The 15,446-nt window shown below is 53.4% G+C and carries 15 protein-coding genes and 1 tRNA gene; 9 read left to right on the top strand and 7 right to left on the bottom strand.

Annotated features, from left to right (window positions below):
• Positions 1–202 precede the first annotated feature (202 nt).
• The 4 genes from DG177_RS14705 to DG177_RS14690 form a co-directional block, all read right to left on the bottom strand.
• The gene (locus DG177_RS14705; RefSeq protein ID WP_108812173.1) at positions 203–655 is read right to left on the bottom strand and encodes a biopolymer transporter ExbD; all 453 of its coding nucleotides are present in this window, start codon (positions 653–655) and stop codon (positions 203–205) included.
• A gap of 43 nt (positions 656–698) precedes the next feature.
• Complete coding sequence (locus tag DG177_RS14700; protein WP_108812172.1) at positions 699–1,220, bottom strand: biopolymer transporter ExbD; 522 nt, start codon at positions 1,218–1,220, stop codon at positions 699–701.
• Between the two features lie 127 nt (positions 1,221–1,347).
• Positions 1,348–2,118 (bottom strand): MotA/TolQ/ExbB proton channel family protein, encoded by a 771-nt coding sequence (locus DG177_RS14695; RefSeq protein ID WP_108812171.1) that lies wholly within the window; start codon positions 2,116–2,118, stop codon positions 1,348–1,350.
• Between the two features lie 82 nt (positions 2,119–2,200).
• Positions 2,201–2,863 (bottom strand): TonB family protein, encoded by a 663-nt coding sequence (locus DG177_RS14690; RefSeq protein ID WP_108812170.1) that lies wholly within the window; start codon positions 2,861–2,863, stop codon positions 2,201–2,203.
• A 264-nt stretch (positions 2,864–3,127) separates the two neighbouring features.
• On the opposite strand from DG177_RS14690, the gene DG177_RS14685 reads away from it, so the two are divergent.
• Together DG177_RS14685 and DG177_RS14680 are read left to right on the top strand one after the other, a co-directional pair.
• Positions 3,128–3,979, top strand: coding sequence for a hypothetical protein (locus DG177_RS14685; protein ID WP_337658893.1), 852 nt, complete (start codon positions 3,128–3,130; stop codon positions 3,977–3,979).
• Positions 3,980–4,103: 124 nt separating this feature from the next.
• Positions 4,104–5,402 (top strand): homoserine dehydrogenase, encoded by a 1,299-nt coding sequence (locus DG177_RS14680; protein WP_108812996.1) that lies wholly within the window; start codon positions 4,104–4,106, stop codon positions 5,400–5,402.
• Positions 5,403–5,412: 10 nt separating this feature from the next.
• Here the strand turns inward: DG177_RS14680 and DG177_RS14675 are convergent, their stop codons facing one another.
• Positions 5,413–5,901, bottom strand: a complete 489-nt coding sequence (locus DG177_RS14675) for a hypothetical protein (protein ID WP_108812169.1) — start codon at positions 5,899–5,901, stop codon at positions 5,413–5,415.
• A 56-nt stretch (positions 5,902–5,957) separates the two neighbouring features.
• Here DG177_RS14675 and glpX point away from each other — a divergent pair, with 56 nt between their 5' ends.
• Genes glpX through DG177_RS14660 form a run of 3 tightly spaced genes read left to right on the top strand, consistent with a single transcriptional unit; the run spans position 5,958 to position 8,780 of the window.
• The gene (gene glpX, locus DG177_RS14670; RefSeq protein WP_108812168.1) at positions 5,958–6,929 is read left to right on the top strand and encodes a class II fructose-bisphosphatase; all 972 of its coding nucleotides are present in this window, start codon (positions 5,958–5,960) and stop codon (positions 6,927–6,929) included.
• 3 nt (positions 6,930–6,932) lie between these two features.
• Positions 6,933–8,180 (top strand): alpha/beta hydrolase, encoded by a 1,248-nt coding sequence (locus DG177_RS14665; RefSeq protein ID WP_108812167.1) that lies wholly within the window; start codon positions 6,933–6,935, stop codon positions 8,178–8,180.
• Entirely contained in the window at positions 8,181–8,780 is a 600-nt protein-coding gene (locus DG177_RS14660; RefSeq protein WP_108812166.1) for a uracil-DNA glycosylase family protein, read from the top strand.
• Here the strand turns inward: DG177_RS14660 and DG177_RS14655 are convergent.
• Positions 8,764–9,255: an NAD(P)H-dependent oxidoreductase gene (locus DG177_RS14655; protein WP_108812165.1), complete on the bottom strand. Its 492-nt coding sequence runs from the start codon at positions 9,253–9,255 to the stop codon at positions 8,764–8,766. The genes DG177_RS14660 and DG177_RS14655 overlap by 17 nt on opposite strands.
• A gap of 65 nt (positions 9,256–9,320) precedes the next feature.
• Between DG177_RS14655 and recJ the strand changes: the two genes are divergently transcribed.
• The 4 genes from recJ to DG177_RS14635 all read left to right on the top strand — a co-directional run bounded on the left by recJ (position 9,321) and on the right by DG177_RS14635 (position 12,945).
• A complete protein-coding gene (gene recJ, locus DG177_RS14650) occupies positions 9,321–11,087 on the top strand; it encodes a single-stranded-DNA-specific exonuclease RecJ (protein ID WP_108812164.1) in 1,767 nt (588 codons plus the stop codon).
• Positions 11,088–11,220: 133 nt separating this feature from the next.
• Positions 11,221–11,295, top strand: a tRNA-Glu gene (locus DG177_RS14645).
• 164 nt (positions 11,296–11,459) lie between these two features.
• On the top strand, positions 11,460–11,627 hold the full coding sequence (locus DG177_RS14640; protein ID WP_108812163.1) for an integrase arm-type DNA-binding domain-containing protein: 168 nt from the start codon (positions 11,460–11,462) through the stop codon (positions 11,625–11,627).
• A 274-nt stretch (positions 11,628–11,901) separates the two neighbouring features.
• On the top strand, positions 11,902–12,945 hold the full coding sequence (locus DG177_RS14635) for an alpha/beta fold hydrolase (RefSeq protein WP_108812162.1): 1,044 nt from the start codon (positions 11,902–11,904) through the stop codon (positions 12,943–12,945).
• On the opposite strand, the gene DG177_RS14630 is transcribed toward DG177_RS14635, so the two are convergent.
• Complete coding sequence (locus DG177_RS14630; RefSeq protein ID WP_108812161.1) at positions 12,942–15,422, bottom strand: outer membrane protein assembly factor BamB family protein; 2,481 nt, start codon at positions 15,420–15,422, stop codon at positions 12,942–12,944. The two genes, DG177_RS14635 and DG177_RS14630, sit on opposite strands and share 4 nt — an antisense overlap.
• Positions 15,423–15,446 lie beyond the last annotated feature (24 nt).

Genomic DNA, 15,446 nt, shown 5'->3' with positions numbered 1-15,446 from the left:
CTCGCAACGAGAGCTGTTCGCTGCGTTGACAAATGAATTCACAATTCTCCCTAGCCAGATTTATCCGGTCAGATTGGCCGGAGAATGACAAGCACAGCCGTTGATATTATCCTGAGGCTAAGGGCGCGACCAGTTAGCGAAGACAAACAAAAAAGGGCGGTGAATTGCTTCACCGCCCTTTTTTGAAAATACAAGATACGTCTTAGTTGGGCAAACGTGAAGCCTTACCAAAACTGCTATATTGTTCGTTACCGACAAAACCGAACTTGCTAACGCCGCTAGACTTGATTTCAGCAAGCACGCGGTCAACGGTCAGATAAGCGCTGACGGGATCCGGTTGGAATTGCAGTTCCGGTTCAGGAACCATTGACTTGGTCTGTGAAAGAAACTGCTTAACCTGATTGAGCGAAACGGGTGTATCGTTCCACAAAATCTGGTTGGTCGCTGTAACTCCCAACCGGTTCTTGACAGGGTCAATCGGTGGTGGTGGTGGTGGATTCGGATCATCCACGGGCAGGTCCAGCTTTACCGCGTGGGTTTGGACCGGGATTGTAATGATGAACATGATGAGCAAAACGAGCAAGACGTCGATCAACGGCGTCGTGTTCATTTCCATCATCGGCTCACCATCATCGTTGCCGCCGCTCATGGCCATTAGTGCGTCTCCTTAAATACTCTAAACTTCATGCCGTTTCAGGCTATTCAATTGCAACTGGCGTCGACAGAAAACCAACCTTGGCAAAACCCGCGCGTTGCATTGCGTAAATCGCACCGCCAATGCACCGGTAAGGTGTGTTAATGTCACCACGGATATGCACTTCAGGCATATCTTCCGGCGTCATATTTTCCACACCGCCAAAAGCTTCGATCTGATTTTCCAGCTGCGTAACCGCACGCTGCACCAGTTCATTCGAGTCTATTGGTGTCGTGTTCCAGTAAATCCGGCAGTTACCGCCTGGATTAGCCCCAGCATAGTCTGGATCACCCGGATCCCGTCCAGCCGAGTCCGTTGTTGTAACGGCCAGCAAAACATTTTCCGGCTTTGTCGTTGTCACCTCAAACTCAAGAACCGGTAGTTCCAATTCAACCGTCTGGATAACCACTGGAACAGCGATCAAGAAAATGATCAGCAAAACGAGCATGACGTCCACCAGCGGGGTCGTGTTAATGTCCGATAGAGGAGTTTCCGCTCCACCGCCGTCCCCAACATTCATCGCCATAAGATTCTATCCTCTTATAATTATACTTTACCGAAATAGCAGGACGTACCTGCATGTCCGGGAATCAGGTGCAGCCCAGGCCGGTTGCGGGAAGAATTAAATCCAGCAATCGGCCAGGGCTAGCGCCTTACTTCTTTGCTGCTGGCTTCGCCGCAGCTGCAGTTGCTGGCTTGGCTTGAGCCGCAGCTTTCATTGCAGATGGCTTCACCGCACCGTCAGATGAAATATAGCCAAGAACATCATTAGCAAAATCGCTGAGATCTTCGGCGATACGCTTGTTGCGGCCCTGCAGCCAGTTATAGGCGAGAACAGCAGGCACAGCCACACCAAGACCAAGTGCGGTCATGATCAGCGCTTCACCAACCGGACCAGCAACAGCATCAATAGATGCCTGGCCAGCAATACCAATTTTAATCAGGGCGCGATAAATACCAATAACGGTACCGAACAGGCCGATAAACGGTGATGTTGCACCAACGGTTGCGAGCCATGGAAGACCGGTTGCCAACTTGGAGTTGATCAGGCCTTGCGAACGATCAAGCGAACCGTGCAGCCAGTCATGGGCTTCCACAGGATCAGTCAAGCGAGCGTGATCTTCTTCCGCTTTGATACCGTCATCAACAATCTGACGATAAGCACTATTCTTTTCGAGCTTGGCAGCGCCTTCCTTCAGGCTGTTGGCTTTCCAGAACGACGCACGAGCAGCTTGTCCCTGCTTCATCACCTTGTTCTGTTCGAACAATTTGGAAAACAGGATATAAAAGGAAGATACTGACATAATCGCCAGAACAGCCAGTGTGAACCAAGCGATGACACCGCCTTGTTCCATTGCTTCCCAAAAGCCGAATTGGTTTTGTGGAGCCGTTGAACCGGCCGCCGATAAGATTTCAATAAACATTATATTTTCCCCTCAAGGATAGATTAAATTTCAAACAGTTTATGTTGCGGATCAGGCAGCCACCCGATCCGCCACGATATTATTATTTCGGTATCTGCCAACGGACCCGGTTTGACCATGTCCCAGTTGTCGGGTTCCCTTGCGCATCAAGCGACGGGCGGAAACGCGCCCTACGTTTGATATTCTTGCAGGTTGCCGCGTCCAAATCACTGTGACCACTCGATCCGGTTATTTGACAACTGTCCACCCGTCCCCTGGCATTAACGACAACCCTAAAGCTGGTTGTACCTTCTCGTTCTTCACGCAGTGCACGAGATGGATAGTCGTTAGCATTCGCCCAGTTGCCTGGTCTACCGCGCGGCTCAGGATTTGCACGCTGTGGAGGCGGTGGAGGCGGTGGTGGCGGTGGTGGTGCAGCAACAACTGGAGCGACCACTGGTGGTGCTACTGGTTGTTGTGAAATCACCGGTCGTGGTGCCGCGGGCGGCGTCACGATTGGCGGTGGTGTTACCACTGGTGGAGGTTCAATTGGTTGATCCGGCGGCGGTGGAGGGGGCTCCTCAATCTCTTCCGGCGGTTCTTCTTCTTGGATATCGATCATATCAAGCTCTGACGCCACTTTCTTGACCGCGCTATAGGCGAGGCCAGTGACTAGAGCATATCCAAACAGCGCGTGAATCAGAACGACAAGAATAATAGATATTATCTTGCTCGAACTCATTTGTTGTTGGTCAGCATAAGCCATTCAGAAACGTAACTCCTTTTCTTCCCTCAGGAATCCAAACCCAATAATAGGTTAACTTATGAGAACTGTTGGATTTTTACCCACAGCGATCCCTTGGATTCCCCACGACAGCTTTTCGTTTCGGTGAAAGCCGTCTTAAAAATGTTTTAACGCGGTAGTTAGGGACAGGCAATCGGTTTGTTAGTTCAGCATTGATTAAGCTGTCAAAAACACAAAATGAGCGTTATGAATCTGAGCTTCAGATGCGAAATTTACAGGAAAATCATGCACAAAATCCTTTTGGTATTCATAACCCTGCTATGGGCAATATCAGCCAATTTTCCCGCTTTTTCGCAGTCAGATACAAGTCCAGATCCATTGCAATATGCAGACTTGGCGGATCTGAGTGTCAATGCTCCAATCATTGCTAAGATTACGGTTAAGCAGGCGATTAAAGTCGATCCAGAAAGAGCGCCCGACGCTCCGCAGGGAACGCAAAGACACTATATTGTGGCGACAACCAATGCTCTGATTCGGGGTCAGGGCGGAATTCCGGAAACGATTCGCTATGTTATAGATTTGCCCCTCAATGAACGCGGACGAGCGCCCAAAATAAAGAAGAAGACTTTCATTATTTTCGCTCGAAATCTTTTGGCTTCCAACGGCGATATCCAGCTTGCCGCGCCGGATGCACAGATTGACTGGACTCCAGCCAGAGATCAGCGTGTCCGCTCATTGGTGCGGGAAATTGTTGCGCGCGATGCCCCTCCTGCTGTTGCTCGTATCGGCAATGCCTTTCATGTTCCCGGGACGATAATCGGAGAAGGCGAAACCCAGATTTTCATGGAAACGAACAGCGGAGATCCGGTGTCCATCACCGTGCTGAGTCGTGAAGGCCAAAAAAAGATTTGGGCCGTGTCACTCAGCGAAATTGTTGACGAGGCTGCGCGAGCACCTGTTCGCAACACATTATTATGGTATCGTCTGGCTTGCTTCCTGCCACGATCATTGCCCGAAGAGTCGCTAACCAGCGATTCGGCAGCAGACGCGAATCAGGCGCGCCGCGACTATGATCTTGTTGTTCAGGATCTCGGCAATTGTCCGCGCACTCGACCGGCAAAATATCGGATACAATAGCCGGACAAAATGAAATCAATGCAGATTGGGTGAAAGACAGGCTGGCATTATGATATCGCAACGCTATTAAGCGTGGCCTAGTTCCTACAACTTGGCTCTTCAGCCCGAATTCAAGGTTTCCATCATGACAACACCGCTCCGTATCGCTCTGGCTGGACTGGGAACTGTAGGATCTGGAGTTATTCGTCTGATCAACGAAAATGGCGCTATGATAGCGCAGCGCGCCGGTCGACCGATAACCGTTACCGCGGTCTCCGCCCGTGATCGTAATCGGGATCGTGGTATCGACTTGTCGCCTTACAAGTGGGTTGATGACACCGGCGCACTGGCATCAGATCCCGATGTTGATTGTGTCGTCGAAATGATTGGCGGCTCTGATGGCCCGGCTCTAGAACTGGCCCGGAACAGCTTGAGCGGTGGCAAATCGTTCGTGACTGCAAACAAGGCGATGATCGCTCATCATGGCATGGAATTAGCTCTGCTTGCGGAAAAGCATAATCTCGGTTTGAAATATGAGGCCGCAGTGGCAGGCGGTATTCCGGTCATAAAAGGTTTGCGCGATGGTGCGTCAGCGAACCGTATTGAACGGGTATATGGCATTCTCAATGGGACGTGCAATTATATACTCACCACCATGGAAAAGCATGGCAGCGATTTTGATGCAGTACTGAAAGATGCACAGGATCTGGGATATGCAGAAGCCGATCCTAGTTTTGATATCGACGGTGTCGACGCCGCCCATAAGCTAGCGATACTGGCCGCATTGTCTTTTGGCACCACCGTCGATTTTGAAGGTGTTGAAATCGCAGGGATCAGGAACATTATGGCAGCTGATATCGGGCAAGCCAAGGCATTGGGATATCGTATCCGCTTGCTGGGAATGGCCCGGATCGATGGCGGCAATCTATTTCAACGCGTAAATCCCTATCTGGTGCCCGAAAGTCACCCGCTGGCGCATATTGAGGGATCAACCAATGCCGTGGTCGCCGAGGGCAATTTCTCCGGACGCTTGATGTTTCAAGGGGCAGGCGCCGGCGACGGGCCGACGGCCTCCGCCGTAGTCGCAGATTTGATTGATATTGCGCGCGGCGATCGCGGGACCGTATTCTCCATGCCCGCCGATCAAATGGTACGAAGCGAACGCGCCGAAAGCGGCAATCGTACAGGCAAAAGCTATATCCGTTTTGTGGTGGCCGACAAGCCGGGCGTGCTCGCAGAAATAACGGCTGCCATGCGCGATGCTAAAGTATCTATCGAAAGCCTTATCCAGACCGAGAAAACAGATGAAGGATCTGTCCTGATAGCAATGGTGACACACCGTAGCCTCGAACGCGATGTTATCCAGAGTCTGGAAAAATTGTCCGATTCAGATAGCCTTCAGGGAGCACCGGTCGTGATGCATTTGCTGAGCGATGAAGACTAACAGACCGCGGTCACTCCTGATCAACTGATTTGATTTGCGCCTGCTTGACATAATCTTCGTCAGGTACAGTCGGCTCAATAGCATTCCAAAGCCGCCCGGCGGGACCGCTTACACCGCTGCCGCTGCCACCGAATGAAACTTTCACAATCGGTAGCCCTTTGAAGCACTGCCGCTCACTGGCATCTATATAGCAACGGCCGGTATTAACATATTCGGCATTGCCCTTGGGGATAGGTTCACGGACCCGATCACCATTGGCGAGCAACTCGGGAAATGGCAGGCGATATTTGCGATTGGCGTCAAATGCTGCACAAACGACGATTTCATCAGGATCGCTGTTTTGCAGACAGCCATCAGCATCAACAGCCACCAGCCGATGCGCAGTTTCGATGAGCTGAAGGGTCCGGTCATTGGGCGCTAACTGTGCATGGGCCGTCTCGAAACCCGCGCCGCAGGTCAGGATTAAGGACAAGGCTATAAGGCTTCTCGACATTGTCATATCGCTCCCCTATCGAGAGTTCAAAATCTGCCCCTATAGAAGGACTAGACATTCAAATGCCTAAATCAAGTGATATTCTCGAACGCGTCCTCGTTTTGGAAATGGTGCGTGTTACTGAGGCTGCTGCGGTTTCTGCTGCAAAGCTAATTGGACGCGGAGACGAAAAGGCCGCTGACGCAGCGGCGGTGGAGGCGATGCGTGCGGCACTGAATGGACTGGATGTTTGCGGCACTGTTGTTATCGGTGAGGGTGAACGCGACGAAGCTCCCATGCTGTTTATTGGCGAGAAAGTCGGCCATGGTTGTGCAGGCGAATCACCGGAAATCGATATCGCGCTGGATCCTCTGGAAGGTACTACGATTACCGCAAAAGCTGGTGCCAATGCCCTTGCAGTTCTGGCCATTGCCGAGAAAGGCAACCTGCTGAACGCGCCGGATGTTTACATGGACAAACTTGCTGTCGGACCGGGCTATTCAGATGGGATTATCGATCTCAACAAGTCGGTAACTGAGAACGTGACCGCGGTAGCCAATGAAAAAGGTGTTGAACCATCGGATATCATTGTCTGTGTGCTCGACCGGCCTCGCCACGAAAAGATCATTTCCGAACTGCGCGAAATAGGCTGCGGCATCATGTTGATTCCGGATGGTGATGTTGCCGGTGTTATTGCCACCACCGATGAAGAAACCACGGTCGATATGTATATGGGTAGTGGCGGCGCACCGGAAGGTGTTTTGGCCGCAGCTGCTCTGCGATGTGTTGGTGGGCAGTTCAAAGGCCGGCTGACTTTTCGTAATGATGACGAGCGCAAACGGGCGCATAAATGGGGCATAGAAGATCTCGACAAGATTTATGACCTCAAAGAACTTGCCAAAGGCGACGTAATTTTCGCTGCCACCGGGGTTACCGATGGTTCGCTATTGGAAGGTGTCAAAAGACTGCGCAGCGGAGTAATGACAACCGAGAGTGTCGTGATGCGTGCCTCTTCCGGGACCGTGCGTTGGGTGAAAAGCGAGCATCGCGCCTGATCTATGATCGGCGGTAGCCTCTTGCCGTTAGTGGCTCGCTTAAAACCACTGATACTGGGCTTACCGCTTCTGGCGGCAGCCTGCATTTCACCGGTCGATTATGGCGATATTCGACATGCAGACTATGTCGCCAACGCGCGCTGTGATCCACCGACAGGCGCGGCTGCAGCCAATGTTACCGCCAAGCCGGAAATGCCGTTCTTTGTGGTGACCAGCCGGTTACCCGATTGCCGAAATGAGGCAATCAAACTGCTCAACCATCGCGGCGACAAGGTTCGCTTTGGCCGGTTTGGTGCTGCGCAAGCTATTATCAATGAGAAAGGCAAGGCCGACGGTCGCCGTGTTCCCGTTGCGATATCCAACGAGGCCCAGTGGTGGAATGACCTATCGAGAACGATGGGCAACCGCGAAGGTCGCGTGCTTGTCTATGTGCATGGTTACCGAGAGACGTTTTTTACCAGTTCTCTTGATACCAGCCAGATCGCACGGCTGACGAACTTCACCGGCCCTGTCATCCAATATTCTTGGCCCTCGCAAGGCGAACTTCTTAAATATGCGGTCGATGAAACCAACATGTACTGGGACGAACGAAACTTCCGCAAGTTCCTGACCAAGCTTGCGCAGCAAAGCTGGACGAAGGAAATTGTCCTCGTCTCCCATTCGCTTGGCGCACGCTTGATATTGCCTGCAGTCGAATTTGTTGACCGGACCACACCCAACGGTGATTCAAGTGTCATTTCCAACATAATCCTCGCCTCCCCAGACATTGATCGGCAAGATTTTGAACGTGATATCGCCGAAGAAATACTGTCGGCTCGACGTGTCAACAATGATCGGCGGATTACCGTCTATGCTTCTGCCGAAGACAGCGCCTTGTCCCTTTCAGACGATGTGCATGGCTATCCGCGATTGGGCCATCCACGCTGCTTCGACCCTTTTAAAGCGGCGGCGTTGAAGGAAAAAGGGCTACCCGAACGCTGCTATGCCGCCAAATCGGAATATGATGTTCCGCCTGAGAAAAGCGGCTTGACCATCGTTGATACCACTGCAGTCAGTAAAGGCCGGATTGGTCATGGCGATTATCTGCGTAGTGCCATTGCATGCCGTGATTTTGCGGCGGTGGTCAATGGCGCGCGCGGAGCAATAAGGGGCCGCAAACCCACCCATTTATCCTATGTATTCGCGCTGGCTGCTCCGGCGAAGGGCGAAGAACTCGACCATCTGGCGATTTGTCGCCGGGAGGCCGATTAGATGGCGGGCAACAGCACCAATCTCGACACACTGCTAAAAGACGTTCGCGCTTGTACAATTTGCGACGGTTTACCGCTTGGTCCCAGCCCGTTACTGCAAGCCGGATCGACATCCAAAATTCTGATTGCCGGCCAGGCACCTGGCAGCAAGACTCACGAAAAAGGTCGCCCTTTTGACGATCAGAGCGGAAAGCGCCTGCGCACCTGGCTCGGTGTCACTGAAGAACAGTTTTATGATCCTGCATTATTCGCGATCATTCCAATGGGTTTCTGTTTTCCTGGGACCGGTAAAGGTGGTGATCTTCCACCTCGTCCAGAATGTGCGCCGCAATGGCGCCGCCCGCTGCTTGGTCAATTACCCAGCGTCCAGTTGACGCTCATCCTGGGCCAATATGCACTCGATTGGCATCTCGGTGATACAAAATCCAGAACGCTGACGGGCACAGTCGAGCGATGGGAAGAATTTTGGCCCGATGCCCTGCCCTTGCCTCATCCCAGCCCAAGAAATATCCGTTGGTTCAAAGCAAATCCATGGTTTGAATCTGATGTCATTCCGGTGCTGCAAAAGCGTGTCACCCAATTGATCAAAACACACCCATAGCCAAGCCGGCAGACAGAGTGGCTCCTATTTCGGCGCACTGCGCCTTGTCGGTCTCGCCGATCGTCTTGGGTGCCAGAATCGCTTCCTCGGTCTGCGCATGGGTACAGATGATCGGTGTATCGATCACTTTTTTAAGCCGCCATCCGGTAGCAATTCGCTCCAGCTGTTTGCGCGCGTTTTCTCCGTCCGAACCGGCGCAAATCATTGCAGCATAGGGGCGCCCCTCAATTTGACCCAAAAGCGGATAATAGCAGCGATCGAAAAACGCCTTCATCACGCCGGCAATTGCAGCCAGATTCTCCGGTGTCGCAAAAATATATCCATCTGCTTCTAACATATTTGGAGGTTCGCAGTTTTCGACGCGCATCACTAAGGTTTCGATATCCTTTTCGCCGCGGGCTGCAGCTGCTGCGGCCTCGGCCATCTGTTCGGTACCGCCGGTATAGCTATGGTAGATGATCAGCAACTTTTTCATGCGCCCTGCCCTAACAGCGATCAAAGCAATTGTCAGCGGACCATGGTTCGCGCATAGCTGCAGACATGAATGCAGTTTTGAATGTTACCCAATCGCTATCTGGCCAAAGCTGGCAATGGCGCAGCACAAGTGCCGATGCGCGCGACCCCGGTTTTCAGCCGGATGACCTGGTTACGCAGCTGTTGCTGGCCCGCGGGGCTACGCGTGAAACACTGGATATCAACAAGGACCCGACGATCAGGGGCTTCATGCCCGATCCGTCGGTTTTTCAAGATATGGATGCCGCAGCAGAGCGATTGGCGCAGGCTGTCCTGAATAGCGAGGAAATTACAGTTTTCGGCGATTATGATGTCGATGGCGCCACCAGTGCTGCCTTGCTCATCCGCTTGCTCCGCGATCTTGGATTGGAGGCCGGCTATTATATCCCGGACCGCCTGATGGAAGGCTATGGCCCATCGGGTGAGGCCTTGGTCAAGCTGGGCAAGCAAGGTTCTGATCTCGTGGTCACCGTCGATTGCGGTGCGATGGCCTTTGATGCGCTCGACATGGCCCATGAAGCGGGCGTTGAAGTCATCGTCGTTGATCATCATAAATGCGCCGCCGAGCTACCTAAGGCTAGCGCGTTGGTGAACCCCAATCGTCTGGATGAAAGCGACGCTGGGGCTGAGCACGGGCATCTCGCTGCGGTTGGCATGGCTTTTCTGTTGGGCGCAGCGCTGGTTCGCAATCTGCGTGGGAAAGGCTTTTTTAAGAACCGCGCTGAACCGAAATTACTGGAGTTGCTCGACATTGTTGCACTCGGCACCGTCGCTGATGTTGCGCAACTGCGTGGACTGAATCGTGCTTTCGTGGCCCAAGGATTAAAAGTGCTGGCAGGCCGGAAAAATATTGGGCTGTCCGCTCTGATCGATGCCAGCCGTTTGAAACGCGCTCCGATTTGCTCTGACCTCGGCTTTGCGTTGGGACCGCGAATCAATGCTGGCGGACGGGTTGGCAAATCCGACCTGGGCGTCCGTTTGTTGACCACGCAGGACCCAGAAGAAGCACAAAAAATTTCGGCGGAGCTGGATCATTTCAACCACGAACGCCGAGCGATCGAAGCCCAGGTGCTGGAAGAGGCAGAGGCCATGTGTGCTTCTCAGCAGAATCAGGCCGTTGCCGTGTTGTCGGCAAAAGGCTGGCATCCCGGTGTCATCGGCATTGTCGCCGGACGCATTAAGGAAAAACTCGGACGGCCTGCGATCATCATTGCTGAGGATGACGAAGGGATTGGCAAGGGTTCAGGTCGATCCATTAGCGGCGTTGATTTGGGAGCGGCCATAATCGCGGCAAAAGAACAAGGCTTGCTGATTGCTGGCGGCGGTCATGCGATGGCAGCGGGCGTCACAATCGATGCAACCAAAATTGAAGCCTTCAGCGAATTTCTGAATGATAGATTGGCTGACACGGTCGGCACCGCGCAGGCTGGCAAGGCATTGCTGCTCGATGCGGTATTGTCTGCCAAAGGCGTCAATCCATTATTTGTCGAAGCGATGGATGGCGCTGGTCCCTATGGCATGGGCTGGCCGGCCCCACGCATTGCCGCCGGACCAGTGCGGATCATCAAATGCGATATTGTTGGCAAGGATCATGTCCGGATGATTGTAGCGGGCGACGATGGCGGATCGATCAAAACCATCGCTTTCCGCGCCGCAGAAAGTGATTTGGGTCAGGCGCTACTTAGTGCCCCCAAAAACCGGAAACTCTGGATCGCCGGTCGCGCCAAGATAGACGATTGGGGCAGCCGCCCGGCCGCTGAAATCCATCTGGAAGACGCAGCTTGGGCCGATTAATGTCGCTCATTGTCTGTGCCACAAAAAATATCCGATAATATGCCCGCAAACCGCCAATAAGGGGTTGACCAAAGCGTCCGATACCCCTAATCGCCCGAATTCGCTGCTTAGCGATGCCATCAGGCATTGGTGCGGCCCCTTCGTCTAGCGGTTAGGACGCGGCCCTTTCACGGCTGAAACACGGGTTCGATTCCCGTAGGGGTCACCACTTTGAACGTCCCAAGACGTCCTAATTTGTCCCGCGAACCCCTGTATTCCCAACGATTTTTCTGTTATGATGTCTCAGAAAGTTCAGAGGCATCCACCCCGATTTCAGAACATAATTGGTACAGGTGATGGACCTCTGGCTTGCAGTAGCCAAAGAGGTCCATCATGTCGGATACGAAAAAACGGAAATCTGGATTAACAGCGGCGTGGATCAAACGCGCGAAGCCCAAAGACAAGCCATACAAGATAAGTGACCGGGATGGGTTGTATCTTTTGATCAAGCCCAGCGGCGTTCGCTATTGGCGTATGAACTACCGCTTCGACCAACGATAGGAGACAGTCTTCTTTGCAGTGGACGCGGTTTGAAAGCTGCCGTTATGCTTCTCAATTGAGAATAGCGGATATTTTGTATCGCTTTTCCTGTGACCGCTTTGGGCGCAAAAGCGGACATTAGCCGTACTCGTAATGAATCTCCACTTCCAGTCCAACAATAGTCGCTTTAACCAAGCGACTAACTAGGGGCTGCAATTGTGCCCGCCTATCATAAGTTGACTATGAGATCACTTAGGGTAAAACTCCAAGTGTATGATATTCCAAGGGTGTATTGATGATGGCTAAACGCCTTCTACTGGTATCTTTTGCCGCAATTGCAGTTGCCATGGTCGCTGTGTTTTCTTGGTCGAGTTGGCCGAGCGCTGTTGACCGTCAATCACCTGATCCTGCTGTGAGCCTTCTCAACGCGCCTCTCGGTGAGCGCGGCAGTTTCCAAGAAGGCTATTTCGAATATGCTGGCAATAGGCTGCATTACGTCGAAGCAGGGCAAGGTGAGACTATTGTATTTCTGCATGGCTTTCCATCATTCTGGTTTTCGTTCCTGCGCCAGGTCGACCACTTTAAAAGCGACTACCGAGTTGTAGCAATTGATGGGCTTGGTGCGGGCAAATCCGATGCACCGACGGATGAACGAGACTATAAGCTTGAAGCGATGGCCGAACATCTTGCCGCATTGCTCGATGAACTGGGAACACAGCAGGTCCACATAGTAGGTCACGATTGGGGCTCAGCCTTCGCCATCGGGTTCGCGCAGCGCTATCCGGAGCGGGTGCTCTCAGTCACCGGCCTCAGCGCACCCGCGATCAACGCCAGTCTCCACGCCTTGGAAACCGATCCCAGTGCCCGAAAGAGCGCGGGCTATGTCGAACGCTTCAAGCAGGCGAACCCGCCGCTATTGGTACTTTTAGGCACGGCGGGCACAATTTACGATGGGGCCTACCGTCCGTTGGTCGATGCGGGAAAGCTGACGTCTGAAGAAGGTGATTTGTTTCGCGGTGCCACCAGCGACCCAAGGCGCACCAACGCGCATATCAATTGGTATCGTGCCAACCTGCCCCATCCAGATGATCTGACAGAGGCTGACTTTTGGCCGTCCCGTAACGCGCGCGTGACGATGCCTGCGTTGTATATATGGGGAGACGATGATCCGATCTTCAACCAAACCGCGCTCGACCGACTGATGGAACTCTCGGATAAGTCCAGACTTCTGACTCTGCCGGATATTGGCCATTGGCCACATGTTCGCGAAGCTGAAATCGTCAATTCGGCCATCCGAACACATATTGAGGCAGCCTCGGTGAATGCAGGCGCGAACTAGCCTTCCAATGCATAGGCGATGACGTAACCGCCTTTACCGTCCACAACGCTTTGCGAATCGATATACTGGTTCGTTGTCGGATCGCGCGGATAGCGCCATGTGGGGTTGGGCACGGTGACGATCAGATATTGTTTGCCGTCACGGGTCGACCGGTATGTCATTGGCGTTGCGAGGCCGTTGCCGGGAAGCGGAGCCTCCCATTTCTCTTCGCCCGTGCGCAGGTCAAAGGCCCGGACTTTTGCATCCATGGCAGAACTAAGAAAAGTGAGCCCGCCACGCGTCGTAAGCGTCCCCGCCCGTACCGCCGTGCCAACATCGTAAGGAATGCCAGAGCGCAGATTAAAGGGACCAGATTGGCTCATATCGCCAGCTGGACGACTCCAGAGCAGCTCCTTGGTGTTGAGGTCGATCACTGCGATTTGAGACCACGGCGGTTCAAAACAAGGAACCTGCGTACCGAGCCGCGACATGAACGGTCCAGGGTAGCCATAGGCCTTGATCTGACGATGATCGAAAGGATCGCTCGGATCGGGGTTGCCCAAAAGTGGCATAGGACCGTCTTCATCGTAGCGTACAGCCGGGTGATTGGAGCCCAGGAAGAGACCTGCAATCGGGCCGGCTTCGGCGACTTGTTCAGGCGTCACCATTATGAGTCGGTGCGCAAGCATCATAGGCGCAGCGACCAGAAGGCCGTTGTCCGCATCAACCGAAACACTGCCCCAGTTAAAACCGCCGAAATTACCCGGATAAAGCATCGTCCCGGTTTGCGTGAGACCTGTGGCAAGCGAAGGGGGGGTGTACATCCCTTCATAATTCATGGTCCGATATTCGATCCGGCAGACCATTTGATCAATTGGAGTAAGGCCCCACATATCCTTTTCGTGGCGGAAAGGGTGAAAATTGGGAAGCGGTGACTCTGGCTGGGTAGCAGCAAGTTTTTCGCCTTCGACCCCACCGGTTTGCGGCACAGGCTTCTCCAGAATTGGGTGCACGGGGGTGCCATCGCGCCGGTCGAGCAGAAAAATATCGCCCATCTTTGTCGGAACCGCGACAGAGGGTACCAACTCGCCTTCGCGCCGGACATCGACCAGCACGGGTTGCGCTGGCAGATCGTAATCCCAAACGTCGTGATGGACGATCTGATAATGCCAACTTGCTCGACCAGTGCTGGCATCAATTGCCACGATTGAGGAAGAATATTCCTCGTCAAAATCGCGCCGCGCCCCGCCAAAATAGTCGGGCGAAGGATTGCCAGTCGGAGCATAAATCAGGCCCAGATCCGCGTCATAACTCATAATTGACCAGACATTCGGTGTGCCCGGCGTGTAGGTCTTACCCTCGGCTGGGGCTTCATTATTGCCTGGATTGCCAAGATCCCAAGCCCAAACGAACTCGCCCGTTATCGCATTAAAAGCGCGTACAACGCCCGATGGCAGTCCCAAGTCCTGAGTGTCCGCTACCTGACCTCCAATTACCAGATTGTCCCCCGCCACTAGCGGAGACGAGGTGACCCAATATTCGAACCGCTCGTGCTGGTCTGCGCCCAACCCTTGCCAAAGGTCGACCACACCGCCTTCGCCAAAATCAGAGCAAAGTTCCCCGGTATCGGCATCCACCGCGATAATCGTCGCATCGACAGTCGAGGTGACAACCCGCTTGGCGCATTGGCCCGTATATCCTTTCGGTGCCTCATGATACCCGACCCCGCGGCAGGTGCGCGCATACTGATTTTCCATCGGCGGTTCGATCCCGTGGTCGTAGCGCCAAAGCTCTTCGCCCGTTGCATCATCCAGTGCGATCATGACATTGCGCGCGGTACACAGGAACAGTTTTCCTTCGATGTTAAGCGGGGTTGCCTTGAAGTCTTCTTCGACACCCGTTCGATAACGCCAGACTTCCTTCAATCCCCCAACAGTTTCGGTGGTGATATCATTGACCGTAGCAAAGCGCGTGCCGCCTTCGGTGTTGCCATAGTGCCGCCAGTCATCAGCGGCTGCGACCGCGTCGCCGTTGCGGACGGTGCCTTCGCTGTTGCGGACATAGCCCTGAAGACTTGCAACTATGAGAAGAAGAACGGAGGCAAGGGCCGGTCCACCGATCCACCAACGGTTGGGCGGCAATGCAACATCGGCTTCTGAATCTTTCCTGTTTATCAGTGACTGGCGATACCACGGCGTCAGGAACCAAATACCGAGACCCAGCCACATGGCAAGACGTGGTAGCAGCGCAAGGAAATGCAATTCGGCCTCGAACACTGACCAGATCAAAGTGGCGACGAGCAATCCTGCATAGACCCAAAACGCCTTTGCGCTTCGCCGGATCGTGAAGAAAGCGACCGCGAGAGATGCGATGCCGGCCAGTGTGTAATAGAAACTGCCGCCCAGATAGACGAGGAATCCGCCTCCCAGAGTCAAAAGCAATCCGATCAACAGGAACAGGATTGCGACAGTCCAGCGCAGTATATTTGAAACACTCATGATCTTATCCTTCGCCGTTTTTCT

It is taken from the genome of Sphingorhabdus sp. Alg231-15 (assembly GCF_900149705.1).
Taxonomy (GTDB): domain Bacteria; phylum Pseudomonadota; class Alphaproteobacteria; order Sphingomonadales; family Sphingomonadaceae; genus Parasphingorhabdus.
Note: the sequence above shows the minus strand (reverse complement) of the source record. Positions and strands in the feature narration are given on the sequence as shown.

Bases quoted from the DNA above. Each gene is read 5' to 3' on its own strand.
- DG177_RS14695 (WP_108812171.1), bottom strand. From the start codon at position 2,118: ATGTTTATTGAAATCTTATCGGCGGCCGGTTCAACGGCTCCACAAAAC.
- DG177_RS14685 (WP_337658893.1), top strand. From the start codon at position 3,128: ATGCACAAAATCCTTTTGGTATTCATAACCCTGCTATGGGCAATATCA.
- DG177_RS14660 (WP_108812166.1), top strand. From the start codon at position 8,181: ATGGCGGGCAACAGCACCAATCTCGACACACTGCTAAAAGACGTTCGC.
- DG177_RS14640 (WP_108812163.1), top strand. From the start codon at position 11,460: ATGTCGGATACGAAAAAACGGAAATCTGGATTAACAGCGGCGTGGATC.
- DG177_RS14700 (WP_108812172.1), bottom strand. From the start codon at position 1,220: ATGGCGATGAATGTTGGGGACGGCGGTGGAGCGGAAACTCCTCTATCG.
- DG177_RS14665 (WP_108812167.1), top strand. From the start codon at position 6,933: ATGATCGGCGGTAGCCTCTTGCCGTTAGTGGCTCGCTTAAAACCACTG.
- DG177_RS14675 (WP_108812169.1), bottom strand. From the start codon at position 5,901: ATGACAATGTCGAGAAGCCTTATAGCCTTGTCCTTAATCCTGACCTGC.
- DG177_RS14635 (WP_108812162.1), top strand. From the start codon at position 11,902: ATGATGGCTAAACGCCTTCTACTGGTATCTTTTGCCGCAATTGCAGTT.
- recJ (WP_108812164.1), top strand. From the start codon at position 9,321: ATGAATGCAGTTTTGAATGTTACCCAATCGCTATCTGGCCAAAGCTGG.
- DG177_RS14630 (WP_108812161.1), bottom strand. From the start codon at position 15,422: ATGAGTGTTTCAAATATACTGCGCTGGACTGTCGCAATCCTGTTCCTG.
- glpX (WP_108812168.1), top strand. From the start codon at position 5,958: ATGCCTAAATCAAGTGATATTCTCGAACGCGTCCTCGTTTTGGAAATG.
- DG177_RS14705 (WP_108812173.1), bottom strand. From the start codon at position 655: ATGGCCATGAGCGGCGGCAACGATGATGGTGAGCCGATGATGGAAATG.
- DG177_RS14680 (WP_108812996.1), top strand. From the start codon at position 4,104: ATGACAACACCGCTCCGTATCGCTCTGGCTGGACTGGGAACTGTAGGA.
- DG177_RS14690 (WP_108812170.1), bottom strand. From the start codon at position 2,863: ATGGCTTATGCTGACCAACAACAAATGAGTTCGAGCAAGATAATATCT.
- DG177_RS14655 (WP_108812165.1), bottom strand. From the start codon at position 9,255: ATGAAAAAGTTGCTGATCATCTACCATAGCTATACCGGCGGTACCGAA.